The organism is Micromonospora sp. NPDC048894, assembly GCF_040649765.1.
GTDB lineage: Bacteria > Actinomycetota > Actinomycetes > Mycobacteriales > Micromonosporaceae > Micromonospora > Micromonospora antibiotica.
On sequence record NZ_JBEZFY010000004.1, the window covers coordinates 414,485 to 439,010 of the forward strand.

Consider the following 24,526-nt stretch of genomic DNA (forward strand, 5'->3'; position numbering starts at 1 on the left):
CCCCACCTCCCCGCACCCGGCCGCCCCCGGCGCCCCCCCCGGCCCCCCCCCCCCCCCCCCCCGGGGGGGGGCGGCCCCGCCCGCCCACGCCCCCGCACCCCGTCCGGGCTCAACCGCCCAGGGCGTCGATGTCGCGCATCTCCTCGGCGGTCAGCGAGAAGTTCCAGATGTCGGCGTTGGCGCGGATGCGCTCCGGGGTCACCGACTTCGGGATCACCACGATCTCGTGGTCGACGTGCCAGCGCAGCACCACCTGCGCCGGTGAGACGTCGTGCGCGGCGGCGATCCGGGTCAGCACCGGGTCGGCCAGGTCGCTGGCCTTGAACGGGCTGTAGCCCTCCAGCACGATCCCCCGGTCCCGGTGCTCGGTGTGCCGCTGCCGGTCGTACAGCGTCGGGCTCCACCGGATCTGGTTGACCGCCGGGTTCTCCTCGGTGGCCTGGATCAGCTCGTCGAGCTGGGCGGTGGCGTAGTTGCTCACCCCCACCGCCCGGGTGAGGTTCTCGTCCCGGGCGGCCAGCAGCTCGCGCCAGACCGGGATGCTGTCCGCCGGTGACGACGGCGGCCAGTGGATCAGCCACAGGTCGACGTGGTCCGTGCCCAGCGCCCGCAGGCTCGCCTCGAGCGTCTCCCGTTCCCGGCCGACCCGGTCCGGCGGCAGCTTGGTGGTGATGAAGACGTCCTCGCGGCGTAACCCGCTCTCCCGCACCGCCCGACCCACCTCCTCCTCGTTGCCGTACATGGTGGCGGTGTCGAGGTGCCGGTAGCCGGCGTCCAGCGCGGCCAGCACCGCGTCGTAGCCGGCCTGGCCGGTGGCCTGCCAGGTGCCGAAACCGAGCAGCGGCATCCGGACGTCGCCGGGGAGCAGGACGGTGGGTTGGTCGAGGTCCATGCCGACCCTTCTACCCGACATCGGAGCGGACATGCCGCGCCCCCGGCGAACCCGGACGGATTGCCGGAGAATGCCGGTGTGCCGAGCATCGACCCGGGCCGACGGCGAGGAGCATCGTGTACCTGACCCACCTGGAATGTCCCCGCTGCGGTCGGGAGCACGACCCCGGCCGGCTCACCAACCTCTGCACGTGCGGCTCGCCGCTGTTGGCCCGCTACGACCTGGCCGCGGTGGCCGCCGCCGTGACCCCCGAGCGGTTCGGGTTGCGCCCCGCCGACCTGTGGCGTTACCGGGAACTGCTGCCGGTGGCCGACGAGCGGCACGTCACCACGCTGGGTGAGGGGTGGACGCCGCTGTTGCGCGCCCCGGCGTACGGCCACGAGATCGGCATCGCCGACCTGATCGTCAAGGACGAGGGACTCACCCCGACCGGGTCGTTCAAGGCCCGGGGGGCGGCGGTCGGGGTGAGCCGGGCCCGGGAGCTGGGCGTACGACGGCTCGCCATGCCCACCAACGGCAACGCCGGGGCGGCCTGGGCGACGTACGCGGCACGGGCCGGGATGGCGGCGACCATCGTGATGCCGTTGGACGCCCCGGTCATCTGCCGCCGCGAGTGCGTGGCCGCCGGGGCCGACCTGCGCCTGGTCGACGGGTTGATCGGCGATGCCGGACGCTGGGTGGCCGAGCTGGTGGCCGACGCCGACGGGGCCGTCTTCGACGCCGGCACACTGCGCGAGCCCTACCGGCTGGAGGGCAAGAAGACGATGGGGTACGAGATCGTCGAGCAGCTCGGCTGGCAGGTGCCCGACGTGATCATCTACCCGACCGGTGGCGGGGTGGGCCTGATCGGCATCCACAAGGCCCTGCACGAGCTGCGGGAGCTGGGCTGGGTGGGCGACAAGCTGCCCCGGTTGGTGGCCGTGCAGTCCACCGGCTGCGCGCCGATCGTCCGGGCGTTCGCCGCCGGGGAGGACCGCGCCCGGCCCTGGGTCGACGCGCACACGGTGGCGTTCGGGATCACCGTGCCGGCCCCGCTGGGCGACGAGCTGATCCTGACCGCGCTGCGGGAGAGCAGCGGCACGGCGGTCGCCGTGGACGACGCGGAGATCCTCGCCGACCTGCGGGACTTCGCCGCCCGGGAGGGGCTGCTGCTCTGCCCGGAGGGGGCGGCCTGCCTGACCGCCGCCCGCCACCTGCGCGCCGGTGGCTGGATCCGGGCCGACGAGCGGGTGGTGGTGCTGAACACCGGATCGGGGCTCAAGTATCCGGAGACGGTCGACGTCTCCGGCGTACCGGTGCGGTGACCGCCGGCCGCCCGGGTGCCGATCCGCGTCCCACGGACGGCACGTCCCACGGGACGCCGGTGGCGTCGGCGCCACCGGCGAGCAGTAGCGGACCTGCCGGATCTCGACGACGACGAAGGGCCCCGGCCACACGCACCGGGCGTGGGCAGGGGCCCTGTCGGTCGGCTCCGCCGGTCGGCGGCGGCACCGGGTCAGGACGTCGGCGGCTCGTCCTGGCCGGCGGCCTCCGCCGCGTCGGCTTCCTCCTTGGTCCGGTGCACCACCTGGTCGGCGTGCTCCGGCGGGCCGTAGACGGTGTAGAGGACCAGCGGGTTGGGCCCGGTGTTGACGAAGTTGTGCTTCGTCCCGGCCGGCACCACCACCAGGTCACCCTGGGCGACCTCCCGCGTCTCCCCGCCGACCCGGGCCTCACCGGTGCCGCTGACGAAGGTCAGGATCTGGTCGATCCCGTCGTGGACCTCCTCGCCGATCTCGCCGCCCGGCGGAATGGTCATGATCACCAACTGGGTCTTCTCGCCGGTCCAGAGCACCCGGCGGAAGTCTGGGCTCTTCTGGGCGACCGTCGCGATCGTGAAATGCTCCATGTTCCGCTCATACCCGCAACGACGACAGATCACGCCGGGCCGTGCAGATGATGGAATTCCCCGCCCCGGGCAGGTTTGCCCGTCGCCGGATCGGGCAACGAGCACTCCAGACCGGCACGGGCGATCGCACCGGTCGAACCAGGTCCCCGCTGGCGTACCGCCGGATGGCTGCGATGGTGGGAGACGGTCGGAGCGCGGCGACGGACGGCCGGTGGGTCGTACGGCGCCGTGCGCCCGTTCAGGCCAACACCGCCAGGTGGAACGGACGGTCGGAGACGCTGCCGTCGGTGGCGAACGTCTTGACGAACACCCCGTTGGGGATGCCGGTCCGCCCCACCACGCTGATGCCACCGGGCGGCGCGAGCCCGGCGCTGCCGGCCAACCCGATCGTGCCCACGTAACCGGCCCGGCTCACGTCCTGGTCGAAGACGACCTGGTACATGCCGGGGGCGAGCCGGGTGGCGGAGGCCGCGCCGAGACCACGGGCCAGGATGCCGTTGGCGTGCACCACGGCGTAGAGCATCCGGGCCGAGGCGGGCATGCCGGTCTGCCGGTAACTGACCAGTTGGGCATCGGCCAGGGCCACGTCGTCGCGGCCGGGGACGGGTTGGGTGGCCGGGCGACGCCGGGGACCGGTGCTGGACATGGTGCTCCTGCCTGCCGGCCACCTTCTCGGGCCGGGAGCGATGGGGGGTGACTCCACGATCCGCGCCGTACGACCCGGATCCGTACCTCGAAAATATGTCGGTCATGCCGGCTACCACCAGTCGACCGCATGTCCAGTAGCTGACATAAACCCGCCGTGAGCTGCGCAAACTCCGCCCATCGGCCGAGCTGCGCCCGCCTGCGGAGCTGCGCCCGGCCGGCGGGCGGGTCGGCGACCGGGGCTAGCCTGCTGGGGTGGCCCGACTGCTGCTCGTCGAGGACGATCTGACCATCCGTACCCCGCTGGTCCGGGCGCTGCGCGACCGGGGACACGCGGTGGCCGCCGCGTCGACCGCGATGGAGGGTTTGCGGCACACCCTCGACGACCGGCCCGACCTGGTGGTGCTCGACCTCGGCCTGCCCGACCTCGACGGCGGCGAGCTGTTGCGGATGCTGCGTGCGGTCAGCGCCGTACCGGTGATCGTGGCCACCGCCCGCGACGACGAGCGGGAGATCGTCCGGCTGCTCGACGCCGGGGCGGACGACTACGTCGTCAAGCCGTTCACCGCCGTGCAGCTCGACGCCCGGGTGCGGGCGGTGCTGCGCCGGGGCAGCCCCGACCGGCCCGACGGCGAGGCCGTGCTGGCGGTCGGCGGGCTGCGCGTCGACCCGCGCGCCCGCCAGGTCACCCTGGACGGCGTACCGGTGGAGCTGACTCCGCGCGAGTTCGACCTGCTGCACCACCTCGCCGGCCGGCCCGGTGCGGTGGTGACCAAACGGGAGCTGCTCACCGAGGTCTGGCGGATCCCCTACGGCGGGGCGGACAAGACCGTCGACGTGCACCTGTCCTGGCTGCGCCGCAAGCTCGGGGAGAGTGCCCAGCAGCCGCGCTACCTGCACACCGTGCGCGGGGTCGGGGTGCGGCTCGCCCCGCCGGCGGACGACCGGTGAGCCGGCGACACGGCGCACCCGGCAGCGGCAGGTCCCGGTCTGCTGCCGACGCACCCGGCAGGGTGACGACCGGCCGGTGCCCCGACCGGGGTCGGGGCACCGGCTCGGCGGTGGGTCAGCGGACGGCGCAGGTCAGCACCGTCGGGGCCTGGTTGTCACCGGTGCCGACCAGGCCCCAGCTGGTGGTCGCGCCGGGCGGCAGGCTGCCGTTGTAGTTGGCGTTGGTGGCGGTGACCTGCCGGCCGGACTGACTGACCGTGGCGTTCCAGGACGAGGCGATCTGCTGTGCCCCCGCGAAGGTCAGCGCGGTGGTCCAGCCGGTGATGGTGGTGCTGCCGACGTTGCGCACCGTCACCTCGGCCTGGAAGCCGCCCGACCAGTAGCCGGTCACCCGGTATCCGGCCGAGCAACCGGCCACCGGCGCGGGCGTGCCGGTGGGGATGCCGGTCGGCGTCACGGTGGGGGTGGCCGACGGCGTCACGGTGGGGGTGGCCGACGGCGTCGCGGTGGGGGTGCCGGTCGGCGTCGCGGTGGGGGTCGGGGTCGTCCCGTCCGAGGTGGTGTAGTCGGCCCGGGTGTACGCCGCCGAGCACGTCCCACCGCAGGAGGCGGGCAGCGCGAACCGGTAGACCCGACCGTTGTTGACCAGCGTGCCGGCCGCGTCGCGGACCCGGATCTGGAAGTCGGTGCCACCGGACGCGGTCGCCCCGATCACGTACGACTGTCCCATGTCGCTGTTCATCGTGGCGGCCGTCCACACCCCACCGGCCAGGTATTCCACCCCGTGGATGCCGTTGGGCAGGTGCGAGACGGCGATCGCCGGCCAGTACCGCTGGGCGCCCTTCATGAAGCCGATCCGGATGTCGCCGGAGTAGTCCGGCGCGGGCACGAACGACCAGGAGACGTGCCGGTTGTTCCAGTGGGTGGGGTTCAGGTCCCCCACCGGTGTCCCGTTGCGCACGAACCGGTTGAGCGAGGCGGTGGAGAGGTCCAGGTGGTAGGGGTCGTCACGGCACCAGGCGTTGCCGTCGCCGCAACTGTCCGCCACCACCATGGTCAGGGTCGCCCCGTTGTAGGCGTCCGTAATCCACGAACCGTTGCGGCAGAACGGCTGCCCCGGTGCGCCGTCGTTGACGCCGGTGCAGTAGTCGCCGATGGTGACCCGCACGAAGCGACCACAGTTGAGGCCGTTGTTCCACAGCCCGATCTTCGCCGCCTGGCTGGCCGGGATCGGCCGCAGCGGGTACGACGAGTAGTCACCGGGCAGGTCGTAGGCGTTGAGCGCGACGAAGTCCGGCGAGTCCAGCTCCGCCTGGGGCAGGCCGCAGCCGCCGTACGGGGCACCGAGGCCGTCGAAGTGGGTGGCGTTGCCGGTGACCGGGGTGCTCGGCTCGGGCACCGCGAGCGCACGGGCGGGCAGCGGAACGGCCAGCAGCAGCGCGGCGGCGGTCAACGCCGCGAGCAGGCCGGCACGGTGACACGACGATGTCATGGGGGTACGCCTTCCGGGCAGGATGGAGCGGGGACATGGTGATCGGATGCCCTTCCACGCCCGGCGTACCGCCCACCCATGCCACCACCGGCACCGACCACTGTCAATGCCCGATGTGGAGGGCCCCGGGTACGGTGCCGATCCGTCAGGACGATTGCCGGCAACCCCTGTGGCAGGGCCGGTCGGCCCGGTAGATTGAGGTATGGTGCCCGCCCCCGGGGGTCGGGTGGCGGAACCGGTCTACCGCCCCATCCTCACCAGCAGACGCGGTGAGCTGGAGGCGCTGGGTCATCTCGACAGCGCCTCGGCTCCCCTGGTCGCCCCGGTCCTCGACGTGTCCCCGGCCGATACCGGCCTGCCCGATCTGCTGCGCCGGCTGCCCGCCGGTCTGGTGCCGGCCGTCGACGTCTGCGCCCTGCCCGACGGGCCGGACGGCGAGCTGGCCCGGTGGGACCTGCCCGTCCTGCCGGTGGTCGGGTTGGCCTGTGGCGACCGGCGGTTGGCGGCACACGGCGCGGCCTGTCGGGCGTACGCCCGGGGTGCGGTGGTCCGGCTGCGGATCGGCCGGGACCGGGCCGGCCCGGACGCCACGACGACGGCGGTGGAGCGGATCTGGCGGCGGACCGGGCTGGTCCCGGAGCAGTGCGACCTGCTGGTCGACGCCGGTGACGTGTGCTGCCTCGCCGACCTGCGGGTCGCCGAGCCCCGGGTACGCCGGGTGGTGGACTGGGCCTGCCGGCACGCCTGGCGCACGGTGACCGTGGCGGCCGGCGGGATGCCGCCGTCGCTGTCCCGGCTGCGCACCGACGAACCGGTCCGGGTGGACCGCTGGGACTGGCTGTTCTGGCGTCGGCTGACCGACCTGGGCGTCGGGTACGGCGACTACGGCGTGGTCCCCGCCCCGCCGGGCGACGTGGAGCCGGGCGACCGGCTGCCGACGGTGCGGTACACCACCGACGACGGGTGGTGGATCTACCGCTGGTCGCGGCGGGGTGGCCGGGGCGACGAACGGTTCGCCGACCTGTGCCGCACGCTGGTCACCGCCGCACACTGGCCGGCCGCCGGGGCGGGGTTCTCCTGGGGTGACCACGAGTTGCTGCGGCGGGCCCGCCGGGTCACCGGGGCCGGGTCACCGGCGAACTGGACGGCATGGAGCACGTCGCACCATCTGGCGCACGTGCTGTCGGAGCTGACCGGGCCGGGCGACGGGCGTCGTCGGGGCCCGCCGACGGGCGTCGACGACCGGGACGGGTTCACCCGGCCGCACCGCGGCGGGGAGCACCGGTGGGCCCGCTGACCGGGTCACTCCTGCTCGGTGAAGCCGAACTGGACCACGCCCTCGTCGTCGACGGAGGCGTCCACGGAGGTGTCGTTGAGCAGTTCGGCGGCGTCGGGGTCGAGGAAGATACGGGCCCCTTCGGTGTCGACGACCTGATCGCCCTGCGCCGGCACGGGCACCAGTTCGATGGTGAGCGCACCGGCCTCGGTGTCGGCGGCGATCCGCAGCCCGCCGTCCTGGGCCACGTCCTGCTGGGCGGCGAGGTCACGGATCACGAGTACGGCGTTGTCGGTCATCGTGAGCATGGTGGGACTCCTCGGGATCATCGGGATCATCAGGGTCGGAACGTCGCTCGACGACACGTGCGCGTTCCCTGCGGCGAACCGGTGCCCGCCGGGTGATTCGGGGCGTCTTCGTGCCGCCCTCCCCACCCACGGTGCCTGCCGCACGGAGGTTCGTCAAATAGAGCGCCGGCTATCGGCGAATCCGCAGAACATCCACGTTTCCGCTCCTCAGCCCCCTGATCTTTCCTACCCTGAGCGCATGGACGCTGCCCGACGGTACGCCGCAGAACTGCTCGGCACCCTGCTGCTGGTCCTCGCCGGGGTGGGCACCGCCGTCTTCGCCCAACTCCAGGGCGGCGTGGTGGCCGTGGCGCTGGCCTTCGGGTTCGTGCTGGTGGGGTTGGTGTACGCGATCGGCCCGCTCTCCGGCGCGCACCTCAATCCGGCGGTGACGATGGGGGTGCTGCTCTCCGGCAAGATCTCCGTGGTCGGCGCGGTCGCGTACTGGATCGCGCAGTTCGTGGGGGCCACGGTGGCCGGCTTCGTCATCTGGGGGCTGGTCCGCTGGGGTGGCGTGGCGGACCAGACGGGAGCGTTGGGCACCAACGGTTACGGGGTGCACATCAACCGGGGTGGCACGGCGGTGCTGGAGGTCATCCTGACGTTCCTGTTCGTGCTGGTGGTGCTGGTGGTGACGAGCCGGGTCGAGCACGCCGGCTTCGCCGGTCTGGCGATCGGCCTGGCCCTGGTGGCGGTGCTGCTGGTGGGAATCACCCTGGACGGCACCTCGATCAACCCGGCCCGGTCGTTCGGTCCGGCCGTGTTCGAGGGCGGTGCCGCGCTCCGGCAGCTGTGGGTGTTCATCGTCTTTCCGCTGCTCGGCGGGGCGCTGGCCGCGCTGGCCGCCCCGCTGCTGGTGGCGCCGAGCCGGCACTTCCGTGCCGAACCCGACGCGCCCGATCCGGCCGCGCCGGACCCGACCTGACCCCGACCGGGGCCAGCCGACCGGGGCCAGCCGACCGGCTGAGCCCGACCGGTGGACGCCACCCGGGTGGTCAGCGCCGTTGCAGCACCACCACCGGGATCTCCCGGTCGGTCTTGCTCTGGTATTCGTTGTAGGCCGGCCAGATGCCGGTCATCCTCGGCCACATCCGCGCCCGCTCCGCCGGCTCGGCGGTCCGCGCCCGGACGGCGAACGTCTCCGGGCCCACCTGCACCTGCGCGTCGGGTTCGTCGAGCAGGTTGAGATACCAGGAGGGGTGCTGGGGCGCACCACCCTGGGAGGCGACGATCAGGTAGTCGTCGCCGTCCCGCCCGTAGATGAGCGCGGTGCGGCGTAGCCTGCCGCTGCGCCGGCCCCGGGTGGTCAGCAGCAGCGTGTAGACGCCCGGCTGCCACTCGTGCCCCTCGGCACCGCCGGTCGCGACGTACCGCCGGATGTGATCGGCGACCCAGCCCTCGGGGCTGTCCAGCACCTGCTCGTCGGTCGACATCTGCGCCTCCGGGTAGCTCGTGGCATCGACCCGGCCACGCTATCCCGACATAAACCCCAAAGGCGGGCGAACGACTCAACGCACCGCTGCCGCCTGGAGGTTCACGTTGCCGCAACTGCTGTTGAAGGTCTTCTCGACGGTCCAGCGGATCAGCAGCTGCTCACCCCGGGGCACCCGGTACCGGATGACGAACTGGGCGGTGTGGGTGGTGTGCGGGTCCTCCAGCCGCAGCGTGCGGGTCGCGCCGCCGGTGGACAGCCGCACGTCCAACCGACCCTGGGCCATCCAGGTGCCGGCGAAGAGGTGCACCGTACGCGGTTCACCGTCGCCGGTCACGGCCAGCGCGAACCCGTTACCGACCCCGCAGACGAACACACCGGTGGCGGTGGCGGAGACTGCCGGCACCCCGGCACCGTCACGCCACCCGAACAACTCGGGATTGGTGTCGTACCGGTCGCGTGCACCCCGGCCGCCCTCGTCGCGGATCTCACCGGTGCCGCCGCTCTTACGGATCAGGGTCTCCGGCCGGTTGAGGCCCCAGTGCACCCAGTCCCGGGCGCCCAGGGCGGTCAGGTCCACCTCGGCGGGCACCTCGGCCCGGGAGACGCTCAGCGTCGGCGCGGCCGGGGACGCCGCCGGGGTGGCCGTCGGCGTCGGTGGCCCGCTCGGCGGCGGCGGGGTGCGTTCCCGGGGCTGCAGGCCGGGTGCGACGACCCCGGCCTCGGCCGACACGCCCACCCCCGTCGCCCCGGTCGGATAACCGGCCGGGGTCGGCGCACCGGCCGGCAGCACCAGGTCGGGCTCCGCCGGGTCCGGGTCCGGGCCCAGATAGGTCACCAGCACCGCAAGGCAGGCCAGGCCGGCCACCGAACCGATCGCCCAGCGGCGGCGTTGCCGACGACGGGCCTCCCGCCGTTGGGCGATGCGCGTCGTCGGGCCCGGCCCGATCCGCCAGGTCTCTTGGTCGTTCACGTATGTCCCACTCCCCAGCCCGACGCCCGCGACCGGTCGGGGAGGGGGTGCGGTCGCGCCGTGAGCGTTCTCACGTTTTCATTCCAGGGCCGCCATGCGCCATATGCCAGCGGGTGGGCGTTTCCAGTTTGTTACCAAGTGCGTGCCGCGGAAAGTTTCCTACCTAATATGAAAGACCAGCTCAGCCGCGAAATGGCCAGAAGATCAACGATAGGGGGCCGTCAGCGGATCTCGAAACCCAGCGCCCCGGCCAGCACCATCGCCTGGGTCGGGTCGATCACCGCGCCGGCCCGCTCGACCGCCGTCGGGTCCAACGCGGTGAGGTCGCTGCCCCGCAGATCGGCCCCGGTGAGACGCACCGCGCGCAGCTGGGCCGCCGAGAGGTCCACCCGGGCCAGGGTCGCGCCGGTCAGGTCCGCCCCGGACAGGTCGACCTCCCGCATCCGGACGTCGCTGAACTGCGCGCCCCGCAGGTCGGCCCCGGGCAACCCGACGAACGACCAGTCCCCGCCCGACACCCGCAACGGACGCAACGCGCACTGGTCGAACGTGCTGCCGACCAGCTTGCAACCGGTGAACTCGGCCTCGAACAGGTTGCACCGGCGGAACCCGCAGCGGACGAAGGCCGAGTCGGTGTGCCGGGAGGAGTTGAACGACACCCCGCCGAAGTCACACCCGGTGAACGAGGCACCCCGGGTGACCGCCTCGGTCAGGTCGACGTCAGTGAAGACGCAACGCACGAAGTGCCGGTCGACCAGCTCCTCGGCGTACCAGTCGGTGTGGCGGAACGTCTCGTCCTCGATGGTCTGCGGCACCACCCCACCCTAAGTGCGAGCACCGACACCACCACCGCACCTTTCGTCCGGCGCGTACCGGCTAGTAGTTTCGGCGGGTGAGCGTGGCACCCAGCACCGACCCGGCCCGTACCGGCTTCGACCCGGCCCGGCTGGCCCGCATCGACGAACACTTCGGCCGGTACGTCGACGACGGGCGGCTGGCCGGTTGGCAGATCGTCGTCACCCGTCGCGGCGAGGTGGCGCACTCCTCGGTCCGTGGGCTGCGCGACGTGGAGGCGGGCAGCCCGGTCGAGCCGGACACCATCTGGCGGATCTACTCGATGACCAAGCCGATCACCTCGGTCGCGGCGATGATGCTGTGGGAGGAGGGCCGGTTCGAGCTGACCGACCCGATCAGCCGCTGGCTGCCGGAGTTCGCCGACGTCCGGGTCTTCGACAGGGGTTCGGCGCTCAAGCCGTACACCGTGCCGGCGGTCGAGCCGATCCGGGTGTGGCACCTGCTCACCCACACCGCCGGGCTCACCTACGGCTTCGCGCAGACCTCGGTGGTCGACGCGCTCTACCGGGCCGCCGGCTACGACCTCGGCGTGCCGCCGGGGCTGGACCTGGCCGGGGCGAGCGCCGGGATGGCGCAGCTGCCGCTGCTGTTCCAGCCCGGCACCGGCTGGAACTACGGGGTCTCCACCGACGTGCTCGGCCGGCTCATCGAGGTGGTCTCCGGGCAGGGCCTGGCCGACTTCCTCACCGAGCGGGTCCTCACCCCGCTGGGCATGACGGACACCCGGTTCTGGGTCGACCCGGCCGACGCCAAACGGCTCGCCGCCCTCTACACCCCGCACCCGGGCACCGGCCGGGCGGTCCGCGCCGACCAGCTCGGTGCCGCCGCGCTGACCCGCCCGGAGTGCTTCTCCGGCGGGGGCGGGCTGGTCTCCACCGCCGCCGACTACCACCGGTTCACCCAGCTGCTACTGCGCGGCGGCGAGCTGGACGGCGTACGGCTGCTCGGGCCCCGCACGGTGCGTTACATGACCCGCAACCACCTGCCCGGCGGCGGTGACCTGGCGTCGTTGCAGCCGCAGGGGTTCGCCGAGACGGTGCTCGACGGCATCGGTTTCGGCCTGGGCTTCGCCGTGGTGCAGGACCCGGTCCCGGCCAAGGTGCCGAGCAGCGTCGGCGAGTTCTACTGGGGTGGGCTGGCCAGCACCGCGTTCTGGGTCGACCCGGCCGAGGAGATCACCGCCCTGCTGTTCACCCAGCTGATGCCGTCGAGCACCTACCCGTTGCGCTCCCAGCTGCGTCAGCTCGTCTACGCCGCCCTGGTCGGCTGAGCCGCGCCGGGCCGGGCGACGGCGGTGCCGGCCCGGCCGGCGGGGTCAGTCGGCGAGGCTGGCCGGGAAGCCGCCGGTGGCGATCGGGCCCCAGCTTCCGATGGTGACCCGGATCAGCGACTTGCCCTGCGCCACCATGGCCGCCCGGTACTCGTCCCAGTCCGGGTGCTCGCCGGAGATGCTGCGGAAGTATTCCACCAGCGGGTCCAGCGCGTCGGGCAGGTCGAGCACCTCGGCCGTGCCGTCGACCTGCACCCAGGGGCCGTCCCAGTCGTCGGAGAGCACGCAGGCGGAGACCCGGGGGTCCCGGCGGATGTTGGCGACCTTGGCGCGCTGCGGGTAGCTGGAGATGACCAGTCGCCCGGCGGCGTCGACCCCGCAGGCGACCGGGGAGGACTGCGGCCGGCCGTCGGCCCGGGTGGTCATCAGCAGGACCCGGTGGCGGGGGCGGACGAATTCGATCAGGGCGTCCCGGTCGACCCGGGTGTTGGTTGCGATGCTGCGTGCCATCCCCCGGTTCTACCAGGTCCGCCGGCCGGTGGCCCCGGTGGCGTCAGCCGGGGCGACCGGTGACCCGACCCCGCGCCGGCTGGGCGGGGACCCGGGGGCGGACGGTGGGCCGCCAGGCTCGGCCGTTGGCATAGATGACCCGGAAGCCGAGGTACGCCGCGAGCGGCGCCCAGTGCGCCGAGCCCATCCGCAGCTCGGCGGCGTTGTGCCGTTGGCCGTTGGCGAGCACGTCGAGCAGCACCGTCTCGAAGGCGGCCGACTCGACCCAGTCGACCTCGCGGGTGAAGCCGCAGATCAGGGCCGCGCCGGTGACGTCGAGGAAGTCGCGCAGCGTGGCGTCGGAGGCGCGCAGCACCGAGCAGCTGCCGAAGTAGAGCCGCCGGCCCTCACCCCGGCCGGCCATCCGCTCGGCGACGTCGGCCAGCTCGACGGAATCCCAGTCGGTGAGGCAGAGCCGGCTGGGCTCGCCGTGCATGGCGAAGAAACCGACCCGGTGATCGGCGTACTGCTTGAGCAGCCAGCGGTCGAGGAAGTAGAACAGCTCGTCGCGGGTGGCGGCGTCCTTGTGGATGTAGCGGATGCGGCCGAGGCGTTCGAGCAGTTCGAGGGTGGGCAGCACGGAGCCGCGCTCGTTGAGGTCGCGGTGCCACTGCCCCTCGACACAGAAGACCCCGCCCCGCGCCACGTGCACCTCCCCGACCTCGCCGGCCGGGACGACGTTACCGGGTCCCGGTCACGAACCCCCATCGCCCTCGGTGCCCGACTGGTCAGTTTCGACAGGCTTCGCCTTGGTAGCGAAATCCGTCCCCGGTCGGTACGACCTGACCGAATTACTATTCCCCGCATTTCACAGGCAATACCCAGGTATCGCTAATCGCGAGGACAATTCCCCTTTATCACCACGAATCAGCTCGTCAGCTGTCAGGGTGGAGGTCGCAGGACGTCCCGGGCGATGCCCTGTTCACCACCCCAATCACTTCCAATCGGGAGGACTTCTGTGCGCCAGAACACTGTGAAGCGGGCACTCGTCGCGTTCGCCCTGGCTCTGCCGGGAGCCGCGATCGCCACGGTGGCCGCCGCGCCAGCGGCCCACGCCGACGGCTGCTACACCTGGAAACGCGACCTCTACCAGGGTCGCTCCGGGGACGACGTCCGCCAGTTGCAGATCCGGGTCGCCGGTTGGGCGGGACGAGGGGGAATCGTCCGGATCGACGGGGACTTCGGTCCCGAGACCGCCGCGGCGGTCAAGCGCTTCCAGAGCGCGTACGGGCTGCGCAGCGACGGCATCGCCGGCAAGCAGACCTTCAACAAGCTCTACCAGCTCCAGGACAACGACTGCACGCCGGCCCACTTCAGCTACCGGGAGCTGGACGCCGGCTGCGGCAAGGGCGGGTGGAGCGGCGGCCCGCTCTCCGCCACCGACACCAAGGCCACCTCGGTGCGCACCATGTGGAAACTGGAGGCGCTGCGGCGCAGCCTCGGTGACAAGCCGCTCAACGTCACCAGCGGCTTCCGCGACTCCCGCTGCAACAAGCAGGTCGGCGGGGCCTCGGACAGCCAGCACCTCTACGGCAACGCCGCCGACCTGACCTCGGGGAGCAGGTCACTGTGCGAGGTGGCCCGCGCCTCCCGTGACCACGGGTTCAGCGGCATCTACGGCCCCGGGTACGCCGGCCACGACGACCACGTCCACGTCGACTCCCGGCGGGAGAACAACCGCGACACGTCGACCAACCGCACCAGCTGGGCGGCGCCCGACTGTGGCGTCAGCCGCTGACCCGCGCGGCAGCCGATGCCGGCCCGGCCCCACGGGATCATCGGGGCCGGGCCGGCATCGGGGTACCGGAGGCGTCGGCCGGGCCTGAGCGCTCAGCTCGCCCGGGGCCAGCGCGGCGCGGCGGCCGGGGGTGTCACCGGCCGTCCCGGCACGCCGCCACGCACCGCGGGCCGCATCCCCGCAGCGGACGGCCGCGCCCCGGGTGTCCCGGGCCGGCCGACCTGGCCACGGGCCGGATAGCCGGCCGACGCCGGGGCGGTCCGCGCCGGTGCCGTCCCGGGCCGGGGCGTGGTGTAGGTGAACGGGAAGGGCACGTGCACGAACGGATTTCCGTGCCGGATCAGCGCGTCGATCTGACGATCGTTCAACCCGTGGTTCTCCAGCACCCGTCGTCCCCAACGGTGCAACCGGCACGGGTACGACGACCCGTCGTTGCGGCACAGCGGCCCGTTGGGCCACTCCTCGGCGGCGTGCACCACGACCGCCCGTACCGCGAGCCGGACGTCCTCGGGTGTCAACGAGACGGGCACCGGCACCTCACCCAGAACCTGATCGATGGGGTCCGTCGACTGCTCACCAACTCGCACGGCAGGCCTCCCGCAGCTCGGCAGCAGTTGCGGCTGAATCGCCGCAACGCATCCTCGCGCAGTGGTACGGGCGGTGACCGGCGTCGGTTCAATCCCCCCAGGCGGTGAGCAGATCCTCCGGCGTCAACACCTGCACGCCGTCCACCACCGCACCGGCCCGGGCGACCGCCAGCAGCGCCACCTGTTCGTCGGCACCGGGCAGCCGGACCGACCCAGGTCCGGTTTCCGCTTGTCAGGCCAGGCCCGCGTCGTGCACCAGCAGCGCCACCTGGACCCGGTTGTTGAGCGCCAGCTTGGTCAGCAGCCGGGACACGTACGCCTTGACCGTCGCCACGCTCATGAACAGCTCCGCCGAGATCTCCGCGTTGCTCCGGCCGTGGCCGAGCGCCACCGCGACCTCCCGTTCCCGCTCGGTGAGCCCGGCCAGCAGCCGCAGCGCCCGGTCCCGACGCGGGTCCGCTCCCGGTGTCGGCCCGATGGTCAGGTGGCTGATCAGCTGGCGGGTCACCGTCGGCGACAGGGTCGCCTCACCGGCCGCCACCCGCCGCACCGCCCGGACGATCTCGGCGGGTGGGGTGTCCTTGAGCAGGAAACCGCCCGCGCCGGCCCGCAACGCCCGCAGCACCTGCTCGTCGGCGTCGAAGGTGGTCAGCACCAGCACCTCCGGCGGGTGCGGCAGCGCCCGCAGCGCCTCCGTGGCGGCCAGCCCGTCCACCCGGGGCATCCGGATGTCCATCAGCACCACGTCGGGCGCGCACGCGGCGACGGCGGCGGGCACCTCGTCGCCGTCGGCCGCCTCGCCGACCACCCGGACGTCCGGCACCCCACCGAGGATCATCGACAGCCCGGCGCGGACCAGCGCGTCGTCGTCGACGATCAACACCCGCACCGGGCCGTCGTCGCTGTCTGGCAGACCGGTCACCGGACACCACCGGCCACCCGCTCGGCAGTCCCGACCGGGCGGCCCGGGCCCACCGGGACGACCGGACAGACCGGGACGACCGGACAGGCCAGGACGACCGGACAGGCCAGGACGACCGGACAGGCCAGGACGACCGGACAGGCCGGGACGGCCACGGCAACCGGACAGCCCGTGCCGAGCACGGCAACCGGGCGACTCATGCCGGCCACGGCAGCCGGGCGGCCAGCCGGAAGTCGCCGGTCGCGCCGTCCCGGCCGTGCGTCAGCCGGCCACCGGCCAGGTTGACCCGCTCGGCGATGCCGACCAGCCCGGTGCCGGCACCGGGCAGGCCCGCAGCCGGTGAGCCCACCGGCCAGGGGTTACGGATCTCCACGGCCAACTCCCGACCCGGCCCGCCGGCCAGCCGGACACCGACCGCCGTGTCGGGGGCGTGCTTGCGCGCGTTGGTCAGCCCCTCCTGCACGATCCGGTACGCGCTGCGCCCCACCGCCGTCGGCACCCCCGCCAGGTCGGCGACCTCGTCGACCAGGGTGACCCGTACCCCGGCGGCCCGGGACTCGGCGACCAGCGCGGGCACGTCGGCGAGGGTCGGCTGGGGGCGTTCCGGTGCGGCGTCGCCGCCGGAGGTGTCGGCGCGGAGCACCCCGATCACCTCACGCAGGTCCTGTAGCGCGGCGTGCGCACTGCCCCGGATCACCCCGGCCGCCCGCGCCACCTCCTGCGGTGACGCGTCCGGGCGAAACTCCAACGCCCCGGCGTGCAGGCTGAGCAGCGAGATCCGGTGCGCCAACACGTCGTGCATCTCCCGGGCGATCCGGTTGCGTTCCAGCTGCCGGGCCTGTTCGATGCGGAGCTGCTGCTCGGCCTCGGCCCGGTGGGCGCGGTCGCGCAGCGACAGCACGAGCTGCCGGCGGGCCCGGACGAACAGCGCCCACGCCACCACGATCCCGACGAACATCACCGTCCAGGCCACCGTCGCCAGGTAGGGCAGCGTCGGGTCGGGGCGCACGACGGTGTAGAGCGGGATGACCGCCAGGTGGAAGCCGACCAGCGCGGCACCGATCGGCAGCGGCCGGTGGACCAGCACGGTGAACACCACGACCAGCAGCGCCACCCCGGCGGTCACCGAGAACAGGGCCAGCGGCAGGCCCGCCACGGCCAGCCCGACCGGCCAGCGCCGGCGCAGCCACAGGGCCGCGCAGAAGATCAGGCCCGCCGCCAGGTCCACCCCGACCAGCCAGGGCGGCCCGGCGTTGTGGGCGAACTGCGGGTCGGGCGACACCGCGTCGCCGAAGCCCACCAGCGCCCAGCCGACGGCGAGCAGGAAGGCCACCGTGTCGACCAGCCAGTCCCGGGGCGTACGGCGGGATGCCCTCGTCTCGGGCGTCAGCGCCCCCGGCAGCAGCCAGGGATGATCGGGTACGACGGCAGCACTCACCCACCCATGCTAGAAACCCGGCCGGCCGCCCGGACACCAACCAAAGTCGAGGTCTGCCGGTAGACCTAGGTAGGGGTGACACTCGACCGCCGGCCGCAGCGCCCGGCCGGGTGGTCGCGACAGGCTCGACGGCATGATCACCGTGAAGAACCTCACCAAGCGGTACGGCCCGCACCCCGCCGTCGACGACGTCTCCTTCCGCTGCGAGCCCGGCACGGTGACCGGCTTCCTCGGCCCGAACGGGGCGGGCAAGTCCACCACCATGCGGATGCTCTGCGGGCTGACCCGACCGAGCTCCGGCACCGCCACCGTCGCCGGCCAGCCCTACCGGGAGCTACCCAACCCGGGTCGGGAGGTGGGTGTGCTGCTGGACGCCTCGGCGCAGCACGTCGGGCGCAGCGGGCGGGAGACGCTGACCCTGGCCGCCCGGACCATGGGCGTGGACGCCGACCGGGTGCCCGCCGTCCTGGACCGGGTGGGCCTGAACCCGGTGGCGGCGAAGCGGCGGGTCGGGGCGTACTCGCTGGGGATGCGGCAGCGGCTCGGCCTGGCGCTGGCGCTGCTGGGCGAGCCCCGGGTGCTGGTCCTCGACGAGCCGGCCAACGGCCTGGACCCGGAGGGGATCTTCTGGATGCGCGGCCTGCTGCGCGACTTCGCCGACCGGGGCGGCACCGTGCTGCTCTCCTCCCACCTGCTGCGGGAGGTGGAGGCGGTCGCCGACCGGCTGGTGGTGATCGGCGGCGGCCGGGTGGTCGCCCAGGGCGGCAAGGACGAACTGCTCGCCGGGGCGGGCACCCTGGTCCGGGCCCGCGACCCGCACGCCCTGCGGCTCACCCTCGACCGGGCCGGGCTGGACGCCACCGCCAACGCCGACGGCGGGTGCGTGGTCCGCGCCGAATCCGACGCCGTCGGGCAGGCCGCCGCCGACGCCGGGTTGGTCCTCACCGAGCTGCGGCCGGCCGGCGGCGGTGGCCTGGAACAGCTCTTCCTCACCCTGACCGCCGGCGCGAGCACCAAGGAGGCCGTGCAGTGACCACCATGACTACCACTCCCCCCGGCACCGTCCGCAAGGCGGTCCCCGGCCCGTCCCTGGCCCGGTTGATCGGGGTGGAGCTGCGCAAGCTGGGCGACACCCGGGCCGGCCGTTGGCTGCTGGCCTCGATCGGGCTGATCGCCGCCGCGATCGTCGCGCTGCAACTGCGCTTCGTCGACGACGCCGGGCAGACCTTCAGCAACTTCTTCACCGCGTCGCTGGCGCCGGTGGCGTTGCTGCTGCCGGTGCTGGGCATCCTGTCGATCACCGCCGAGTGGTCCCAGCGCACCGCGCTGACCACGTTCGCCCTGGTGCCGCGCCGGGAACGGGTGATCGTCGCCAAGCTCGCCGCCGTGCTGCTCGCCGCGTTGGCGTCGGTGCTGGTGAGCCTGGCCGTCGCCGCCGTCGGCACCCTGCTGGCCGGGGTCACCGGCGGGGCGGGCGACTGGAACTTCGACCCGGCACTGGCCGGGCACGCCGCCGTGTTCCAGGCCATCAACGTGCTGATCGGCGCGGGATTCGGGTTGCTGCTGCTCAACACCCCACTGGCGATCGTCACCTCGCTGCTCCTGCCGACCGTGTGGGGCATCCTGTCCGCGATGATCTCGGCGCTGCACGGCCCGGCCCGCTGGCTGGACACCTCGATCACCATGGAGCCGCTGCTCGGCCCGGACGTGACCGCCGGGCAGTGGGGTCGGCTCGGGGTGTCCCTGCTGGTCTGGGTGGTCGCGCCGCTCGCCGCCGGGCTGGTGCGCACGATGCGGCGGGAGGTGCACTGACCATGCGGGCGCGGGAGCCGGGCGCACCGACCACGGTCGGGGGTGACGTCGGGGAGCTGCTGGTGATGTGGGTCGGCTTCCCGCTGCTGGGCGGCGCCCTGGGCGGGCGGCTGCCCATGGTCGCCGACTGGGTGGCCGGGCTGCCCTGGGCTCCGGTGCAGGGCTGGTTCGAACTGGTCGCCGGGTTGCCGTACCAGCGGGCACTGGTCGGGGGCCTGCTGCTCGGGATGCTGGCCGGGCTGCTCCTCGCCTACGTCGGCACCCGGGAGCGGTTGATCGTCACGGTGGACCGGGGCGGGGTCCGGTTACGCCGCGACGGCGTCGACCGCGAGCTGGCCCGACGCACCGTCACCGCCGTCTTCGTCGACCGCAAGGAGCTGGTGCTGCTCGGCCCGGCCGGTGCGGAACTGGCCCGGGATCGGTCCGACCTGAGCGGACGACGGCTGGGCGACGCCTTCCGTGAGCACGGTTGGCCGTGGCAGGACGGCGATCCGCACCGGGACGCCTACCGCCGGTGGGTGGCGGGGCTGCCCGAACTGCCGCCGGGGGCGGACCCGCTGCTGGGCGCGCGGCAGCGGGCCGTCGAGGCCGGCCGGCAGCGCGACGCCCGGGAACTGCGCGGTGAACTGGCCCGGCTCGGCGTGGTCGTCCGGGATGAGGGCAGACGGCAGTACTGGCGGACCGTTCCGCTTCCCCGGGAGGAAACCCCGCACGGGCGGTAGCGTTGCGGTGGAGAAGATCCCCCGCGACCGGGAGCGTGTCCGATGACCGAGCGGCAGCCGTACCGGGTGCTGGGCCGGCACCCCGGCTTCGAGCTGCGCCGGTACCCGGCCCACCTGGTCGCCGAACTGCGCATCGACGGTGGGTTCGCCGCCGCCGGCACCGCCGCGTTCCGGCCGCTGGCGGCGTATCTGTCCGGGGCCAACCGGTCCCGCCGCCGGATGGGCACGAACGGGCCGGTGGTCCAGGCGGCGACCGGCTCCGAGCAGATCGCGATGACCGCGCCGGTGGTCCAGGAGGAGGGCGACCGGCCCGGGGCCTGGCGGGTGTGGTTCGTGCTGCCGGCGCGACTCAGCCCGGCCACCGTGCCCGAACCGGAGGACCCCCGGATCACCGTCCGGGAGATCCCGGAGCAGTTGGCCGCAGCGGTCCGGTTCGCCGGGCGGTGGACCGACCGGGCCTTCGATCAGCGGGCCACCGCGCTGGGCCGGGCCGTCACCGACGCCGGGCTGACCCCGTCGGGGGCGATCCGGTACGCCCGGTTCGACCCGCCGTGGAAGCCGTGGTTCCTGCGGCACAACGAGGTGGTGCTGCCGGTCGTCGAGTGACCGCCGCCCGCGCCCCTCGACGGGGTTACCGTCGCTGTGCTCCGGGCGGCGGGGACGACGTGCCGGCCGGCGAACCCTGCCGGTGACGCTGCCCCGGGACGCCTGCCGTCCCGGAGGTGCCGACCGAGGCGATCACGGTCCCCGTTCGACGCGGCGGCAGTGGACAGGCAATCACTGTAGGTGATCGCCGTGCTCTCAGCCTCGTACCCGAGGGTCTCCACACCGGACCTTCGGCCGGACGGCGGACGGATCCGGCCGGCTACGCCCGTCGTTCCGGTCAACCGGCGTCGGCCACCCGAACCGCCGCGACGTCCGGGGCGGGCCGGTCGTGACCCAGGACGGTCGGTCGGGTCAGCAGAAGTGCGGTGCCGAGCCCGGCGAGCAGCCCGGCGAGCGCGGGGAGGACGTCCCGGTCCCCACCGGCGATCGGACTGTTGCCGGCAAGCGCGGTCCACGGCGCCCCGACGCTCAGAGCCGCGCTGACCAACACCGCGACGAACAGCAGCGCCGAGGGTACGACAAGTGCGAACGGGACGAACCGCGCGTGCCACCACCACGCCGGTCGACCACCCGGCCAGGGCCGGACCAGCAGTGTCACCCCCACGAGCAGCACCGCGCCGAGCAGCGCGGCCGCGACGAGCCGGTCCCCCGGTCCGACCAGGCGGACCAGCGGTAGGCCGATCCCACCGACGACTGCCGACCCGACCGCCAACGTGATCCGGGCCCGATCGCGGTCGGGGGCGGCGGCCAGCGCGCCCGCCACGGTCAACGTCAGCAGGAGCAGGCCGGTCACCAGGGTGGCCGGGCCGAGCGCGGGCTCCCGGTCGGTCGGCGACCGGGTCAGTACGGCGACCAGCGCCGACACCGCCGTCACACCGGCCATCCCGGTCAGCACCCTCCGGTCCCGGCCGGCCACGCCCGCGCGGTGGATCGGACCGTCCACACCGGTCGCCGCGTCCCGGCGTACGCCAAGGGCGGCGGTGCTGGCGACGGCCAGCCAGCCGGCGGCGACCAGCAGCGCGGTCGCGCCGGGGCCGGTGGGGTCGGCCCGGTCGACGGCGACGTCGGCGACCAGCGCGGCGCCGCCGAGCAGCACGGCCGGCAGGGCCCAGGACCGTCGGCCGCCTCCGGCCAGCACCAGCCCGGACACGACCGCCACCAGTGTCAGGAAACGCAGGTCACGGGCCCAGTAGGTGTGCGCGCCGGGGAGTCGTTCCGACCACGGGCCGGCCGGTTCGGTGAGCGGTTGCCAGCGGGTCATCCCGACCGCCCAGCAGACCACGGCCACGCCGGCGAGCCCGGTGCCGACGGCGGCGAGCCGGATGGCCGGTCGCGGAGCGTGACCGGGCGGGGTGGGCATCATGGATGGTCAGACGACATCCGGGCGGTTACGGTTCCCCCTCTGGGGAGGTGCCGCCGGTGTACGTCGTGTCCGTGATCAACTACAAGGGCGGGGTGGGCAAGACCACCGTGACCGCCAACCTCGGTGCCGAACTGGCGAACCGGGGGATGAAGGTGCTGCTGATCGACCTCGATCCGCAGACCAGCCTGACGTTCAGCTTCTACGACCCGGACGACTGGCGGGAGCGGCTGCGCGACGGCCGCACCGTGAAACGCTGGTACGACGGGCTACGCGGGGACACCCCGGCGGTTACGCTGGGTGATTTGGTGGTCTCCCCCGGCCCGGCCAACGCGCACCTGACCGGGGCCGGCCGGCTGGACCTGATCGCCTCGCACCTCGGGCTGGCCGACATCGACCTGGCGCTGGCCCGGGGCGTGGCCGACGGGGAGGACTACGACCGGGAGCTGTTCCGGGTCCGGGGCGCGCTGGCCGAGGGGCTGCACGACGCGGCGCTCGACGGCTACGACCTGGTGCTGATCGACTGCCCGCCGAACTTCAACGTGGTCACCCAGTCCGCCGTCATCGCCAGCGACCACCTGCTCATCCCGGCGAAGGCCGACTACCTGTCCACCCTCGGCATCGACCACCTCTGCGGCAGCGTCCGGGAGCTGGTCGACCGCTACAACGCCGACGCCCGCCGGTTCGCCACCAGCCGCCGGCACCACAAGGTGGCACCGGACATCGCCGGGGTGGTCTTCACCATGATCCAGCTGACCGCGCAGCGGCCCATCGCCGCCCACCAGGGCTACCTGGATCAGGTACGCGCCCTGGGGCTGCCGGTCTTTCCCACCGCGCTGCGGGAGAACATCACCCTGTTCGCCGGGAACACCCCGCGCGGGGTGCCGGTGGTGCTGCGGCACCGGGTCACCTCGCCGGTGGTGCAGGAGGAGCTGCGGCAGATCACCACGGAGTTCATCGCCCATCTGCAACCCCGTGCGGTGACGGTGTGACCGGGACGTCACCCGGCGGGGACCTGGCGGCCGGGGTGCTGGCCCGGGTGGGTGAGCTGCTGGCCGGGCTGTCGGCCGCCGACGTGGCCGCGCTGGCGCAGGGCCGGGCCCGGCTGGCCGTCGTCCCGGTGACGCCGGCCGGCGACCTGGCGGCACCGGCCGACGGCCCGTCGGACCGGCCGGCCGCCCCGACGCCGCTGTCGCCGACCGCGCCGGTGCAGCCCGCCCCGTCGGGCGTCGACCTGGACGCCGCGTCGGCCGCGCTCGACGCCATGGCACGACGCGGGGACGGTACGGCGTACCTGACGCCCTGGTCGATCCGGGACCTGCGGGCGCTGGCCGCCCGCCTCGGGTTGCGCGGGGTGGGCGGCCTGCGCAAGGCGGAGCTGGTGGAACGGCTGGTCGAGCGGACCATCGGTTTCCGCGTCGCCTCCGCCGCCGTCCGTGCCCGCTGAGCGGGTTGCCCGCCGGGCGGGACCCCGCCGCGTAGCGGTTCGCGGTGGCCGGGAATTCACCTCGTCGACCTCCCGCCGGTCGGGTTCCGGCCGATAACATCGCCGGGCATGGATATGAAGAGCAGCACCCGCCCGCGACCCGGGCGGCTGATCGCCGCGCTCATCGCCGTCGTCACCCTGGCGGTCCCGGTGGCGGTGTCCGCCACGTCGGCGTCCGCGGCGGCCACGTCGACCGTGGCGCAGGCCCTCGCCACCCAGGACGGCCGGACCGCCACGGTCACCGGCTACGTGATCGGCCAGCCGACCGCCACCAGCACGGTGCTCACCTCCGGCTACACCGCCGACACCGCCATCGCCCTGGCCGACACGGCCACCGAGACCGGCACCAGCCGGATGCTCTACGTCCAGATCACCGCCGACTACCGCAGCACGTTCGGGCTGTTGACCAACCCGTCGCTGCGGGGCCGGCAGGTCACCGCGACCGGGACGCTGACCGCGTACTTCAGTCACGGGGGGTTGAAGAGCCCGACCGCGATGAGCGTCGGTGGCGGCGGCACACCGACGCCCACCGCGAGCGCCTCCCCCACCCCCGCGCCCACCGGCTCCACCGGGCCGTACGACTCGACGTACTACGCCAGCGCGGTCGGCAAGAGCGGCAGCGCGCTGCGCACCTCCCTGCACACCATCATCAAGACCCAGACGAAGCTCAACTACGACCAGGTGTGGGAGGCGTTGAAGGACACCGACCAGGACCCGGCGAACGCCAACAACGTCATCCTGCTCTACAGCGGACGGTCGCAGAGCAAGAGCAGCAACGGCGGCGGGGCCAACGACTGGAACCGGGAACACGTCTGGGCCAAGTCGCACGGTGACTTCGGCACCGCCACCGGGCCGGGCACCGACGTGCACCACCTGCGGCCGGAGGACGTGACGGTCAACTCCGCGCGCGGCAACAAGGACTTCGACACCGGTGGCAGCGCGGTCGCCGAGGCCGCCGGCAGCTACACCGACGCCGACTCGTTCGAGCCCCGCAACGCGGTCAAGGGCGACGTCGCCCGCATGATCATGTATATGGCGATCCGGTACGAGGGTGACGACGGCTGGCCGAACCTGGAGATGAACAACTCCGTCACCAACGGCAGCGCACCCTACCTGGGCCGGCTGCCGGTGCTGCTCCAGTGGCACCGGCAGGACCCGCCCGACGCCTTCGAACAGCGCCGCAACCAGCGCATCTACGAGCGCTGGCAGGGCAACCGCAACCCGTTCGTCGACCACCCGGAGTGGGCCACCGCGATCTGGGGCTGAACGGTCCGGTTGTCGCAGA

Annotated in this window: 27 protein-coding genes; 13 read left to right on the forward strand and 14 right to left on the reverse strand. The window is 73.4% G+C overall.

Features of this window, described 5'->3' with window-relative positions; translation table 11 throughout:
- Positions 1-109: 109 nt before the first annotated feature.
- Positions 110-892, reverse strand: coding sequence for an aldo/keto reductase (locus AB0C22_RS11460; protein ID WP_219467684.1), 783 nt, complete (start codon positions 890-892; stop codon positions 110-112).
- 116 nt (positions 893-1,008) lie between these two features.
- On the opposite strand from AB0C22_RS11460, the gene AB0C22_RS11465 reads away from it, so the two are divergent.
- Complete coding sequence (locus AB0C22_RS11465; RefSeq protein WP_219467681.1) at positions 1,009-2,196, forward strand: threonine synthase; 1,188 nt, start codon at positions 1,009-1,011, stop codon at positions 2,194-2,196.
- 191 nt (positions 2,197-2,387) lie between these two features.
- Here the strand turns inward: AB0C22_RS11465 and AB0C22_RS11470 are convergent, their stop codons facing one another.
- Entirely contained in the window at positions 2,388-2,780 is a 393-nt protein-coding gene (locus tag AB0C22_RS11470; protein WP_219467678.1) for a cupin domain-containing protein, read from the reverse strand.
- Positions 2,781-3,018: 238 nt separating this feature from the next.
- Entirely contained in the window at positions 3,019-3,426 is a 408-nt protein-coding gene (locus tag AB0C22_RS11475) for a hypothetical protein (RefSeq protein WP_219467676.1), read from the reverse strand.
- Between the two features lie 254 nt (positions 3,427-3,680).
- Between AB0C22_RS11475 and AB0C22_RS11480 the strand changes: the two genes are divergently transcribed.
- On the forward strand, positions 3,681-4,376 hold the full coding sequence (locus AB0C22_RS11480; RefSeq protein ID WP_357534755.1) for a response regulator transcription factor: 696 nt from the start codon (positions 3,681-3,683) through the stop codon (positions 4,374-4,376).
- Between the two features lie 115 nt (positions 4,377-4,491).
- Here the strand turns inward: AB0C22_RS11480 and AB0C22_RS11485 are convergent, their stop codons facing one another.
- Positions 4,492-5,868, reverse strand: coding sequence for a cellulose binding domain-containing protein (locus tag AB0C22_RS11485; RefSeq protein ID WP_357534757.1), 1,377 nt, complete (start codon positions 5,866-5,868; stop codon positions 4,492-4,494).
- A 202-nt stretch (positions 5,869-6,070) separates the two neighbouring features.
- Here AB0C22_RS11485 and AB0C22_RS11490 point away from each other — a divergent pair, with 202 nt between their 5' ends.
- Complete coding sequence (locus AB0C22_RS11490; RefSeq protein WP_357534759.1) at positions 6,071-7,165, forward strand: beta family protein; 1,095 nt, start codon at positions 6,071-6,073, stop codon at positions 7,163-7,165.
- A gap of 5 nt (positions 7,166-7,170) precedes the next feature.
- Here the strand turns inward: AB0C22_RS11490 and AB0C22_RS11495 are convergent, their stop codons facing one another.
- Positions 7,171-7,452: an iron-sulfur cluster biosynthesis family protein gene (locus AB0C22_RS11495; protein ID WP_208569597.1), complete on the reverse strand. Its 282-nt coding sequence runs from the start codon at positions 7,450-7,452 to the stop codon at positions 7,171-7,173.
- A 238-nt stretch (positions 7,453-7,690) separates the two neighbouring features.
- On the opposite strand from AB0C22_RS11495, the gene AB0C22_RS11500 reads away from it, so the two are divergent.
- On the forward strand, positions 7,691-8,416 hold the full coding sequence (locus AB0C22_RS11500; RefSeq protein ID WP_208569598.1) for an aquaporin: 726 nt from the start codon (positions 7,691-7,693) through the stop codon (positions 8,414-8,416).
- 70 nt (positions 8,417-8,486) lie between these two features.
- Here the strand turns inward: AB0C22_RS11500 and AB0C22_RS11505 are convergent, their stop codons facing one another.
- The 3 genes from AB0C22_RS11505 to AB0C22_RS11515 form a co-directional block, all read right to left on the reverse strand.
- Positions 8,487-8,924 carry a nitroreductase family deazaflavin-dependent oxidoreductase gene (locus AB0C22_RS11505; protein WP_208569599.1) on the reverse strand — a complete coding sequence of 146 codons (438 nt, stop codon included), beginning with the start codon at positions 8,922-8,924 and terminating at the stop codon, positions 8,487-8,489.
- Positions 8,925-8,999: 75 nt separating this feature from the next.
- Positions 9,000-9,896, reverse strand: a complete 897-nt coding sequence (locus AB0C22_RS11510; RefSeq protein ID WP_308291033.1) for a hypothetical protein — start codon at positions 9,894-9,896, stop codon at positions 9,000-9,002.
- A 221-nt stretch (positions 9,897-10,117) separates the two neighbouring features.
- The gene (locus AB0C22_RS11515) at positions 10,118-10,711 is read right to left on the reverse strand and encodes a pentapeptide repeat-containing protein (protein ID WP_219467663.1); all 594 of its coding nucleotides are present in this window, start codon (positions 10,709-10,711) and stop codon (positions 10,118-10,120) included.
- Positions 10,712-10,788: 77 nt separating this feature from the next.
- On the opposite strand from AB0C22_RS11515, the gene AB0C22_RS11520 reads away from it, so the two are divergent.
- Positions 10,789-12,021 (forward strand): serine hydrolase domain-containing protein, encoded by a 1,233-nt coding sequence (locus tag AB0C22_RS11520; RefSeq protein ID WP_219467660.1) that lies wholly within the window; start codon positions 10,789-10,791, stop codon positions 12,019-12,021.
- A gap of 45 nt (positions 12,022-12,066) precedes the next feature.
- Here AB0C22_RS11520 and AB0C22_RS11525 read toward each other — a convergent pair whose 3' ends face one another.
- Both AB0C22_RS11525 and AB0C22_RS11530 read right to left on the reverse strand, forming a co-directional pair.
- Positions 12,067-12,531 (reverse strand): PPOX class F420-dependent oxidoreductase, encoded by a 465-nt coding sequence (locus AB0C22_RS11525; RefSeq protein ID WP_219467658.1) that lies wholly within the window; start codon positions 12,529-12,531, stop codon positions 12,067-12,069.
- A gap of 43 nt (positions 12,532-12,574) precedes the next feature.
- Entirely contained in the window at positions 12,575-13,216 is a 642-nt protein-coding gene (locus tag AB0C22_RS11530; protein ID WP_208569675.1) for a hypothetical protein, read from the reverse strand.
- Between the two features lie 312 nt (positions 13,217-13,528).
- On the opposite strand from AB0C22_RS11530, the gene AB0C22_RS11535 reads away from it, so the two are divergent.
- Entirely contained in the window at positions 13,529-14,308 is a 780-nt protein-coding gene (locus AB0C22_RS11535; protein ID WP_357534763.1) for a D-Ala-D-Ala carboxypeptidase family metallohydrolase, read from the forward strand.
- Positions 14,309-14,400: 92 nt separating this feature from the next.
- Here the strand turns inward: AB0C22_RS11535 and AB0C22_RS11540 are convergent, their stop codons facing one another.
- The 3 genes from AB0C22_RS11540 to AB0C22_RS11550 form a co-directional block, all read right to left on the reverse strand.
- Entirely contained in the window at positions 14,401-14,838 is a 438-nt protein-coding gene (locus AB0C22_RS11540; RefSeq protein ID WP_357534765.1) for a hypothetical protein, read from the reverse strand.
- Positions 14,839-15,127: 289 nt separating this feature from the next.
- On the reverse strand, positions 15,128-15,904 hold the full coding sequence (locus AB0C22_RS11545; RefSeq protein WP_219470713.1) for a response regulator transcription factor: 777 nt from the start codon (positions 15,902-15,904) through the stop codon (positions 15,128-15,130).
- A 109-nt stretch (positions 15,905-16,013) separates the two neighbouring features.
- Positions 16,014-17,255: a histidine kinase gene (locus tag AB0C22_RS11550; RefSeq protein WP_219467652.1), complete on the reverse strand. Its 1,242-nt coding sequence runs from the start codon at positions 17,253-17,255 to the stop codon at positions 16,014-16,016.
- Positions 17,256-17,388: 133 nt separating this feature from the next.
- On the opposite strand from AB0C22_RS11550, the gene AB0C22_RS11555 reads away from it, so the two are divergent.
- Genes AB0C22_RS11555 through AB0C22_RS11570 form a run of 4 tightly spaced genes read left to right on the forward strand, consistent with a single transcriptional unit; the run spans position 17,389 to position 20,395 of the window.
- The gene (locus AB0C22_RS11555) at positions 17,389-18,288 is read left to right on the forward strand and encodes an ATP-binding cassette domain-containing protein (protein ID WP_219467647.1); all 900 of its coding nucleotides are present in this window, start codon (positions 17,389-17,391) and stop codon (positions 18,286-18,288) included.
- Positions 18,289-18,293: 5 nt separating this feature from the next.
- Positions 18,294-19,067, forward strand: a complete 774-nt coding sequence (locus AB0C22_RS11560) for an ABC transporter permease (RefSeq protein ID WP_219470712.1) — start codon at positions 18,294-18,296, stop codon at positions 19,065-19,067.
- Positions 19,068-19,069: 2 nt separating this feature from the next.
- Complete coding sequence (locus AB0C22_RS11565) at positions 19,070-19,789, forward strand: hypothetical protein (protein ID WP_219467644.1); 720 nt, start codon at positions 19,070-19,072, stop codon at positions 19,787-19,789.
- Positions 19,790-19,831: 42 nt separating this feature from the next.
- On the forward strand, positions 19,832-20,395 hold the full coding sequence (locus AB0C22_RS11570) for a heme-binding protein (protein ID WP_219467641.1): 564 nt from the start codon (positions 19,832-19,834) through the stop codon (positions 20,393-20,395).
- A 277-nt stretch (positions 20,396-20,672) separates the two neighbouring features.
- Here the strand turns inward: AB0C22_RS11570 and AB0C22_RS11575 are convergent, their stop codons facing one another.
- Positions 20,673-21,755, reverse strand: coding sequence for a hypothetical protein (locus AB0C22_RS11575; protein ID WP_357534768.1), 1,083 nt, complete (start codon positions 21,753-21,755; stop codon positions 20,673-20,675).
- Positions 21,756-21,814: 59 nt separating this feature from the next.
- Between AB0C22_RS11575 and AB0C22_RS11580 the strand changes: the two genes are divergently transcribed.
- The 3 genes from AB0C22_RS11580 to AB0C22_RS11590 all read left to right on the forward strand — a co-directional run bounded on the left by AB0C22_RS11580 (position 21,815) and on the right by AB0C22_RS11590 (position 24,507).
- Complete coding sequence (locus tag AB0C22_RS11580; protein WP_357534770.1) at positions 21,815-22,747, forward strand: AAA family ATPase; 933 nt, start codon at positions 21,815-21,817, stop codon at positions 22,745-22,747.
- The gene (locus AB0C22_RS11585; protein WP_357534772.1) at positions 22,744-23,202 is read left to right on the forward strand and encodes a Rho termination factor N-terminal domain-containing protein; all 459 of its coding nucleotides are present in this window, start codon (positions 22,744-22,746) and stop codon (positions 23,200-23,202) included. The genes AB0C22_RS11580 and AB0C22_RS11585 overlap by 4 nt, the downstream gene beginning before the upstream one ends.
- A 108-nt stretch (positions 23,203-23,310) precedes the next feature.
- Positions 23,311-24,507, forward strand: a complete 1,197-nt coding sequence (locus AB0C22_RS11590) for an endonuclease (protein WP_357534774.1) — start codon at positions 23,311-23,313, stop codon at positions 24,505-24,507.
- The last annotated feature ends 19 nt before the right edge of the window (positions 24,508-24,526 follow it).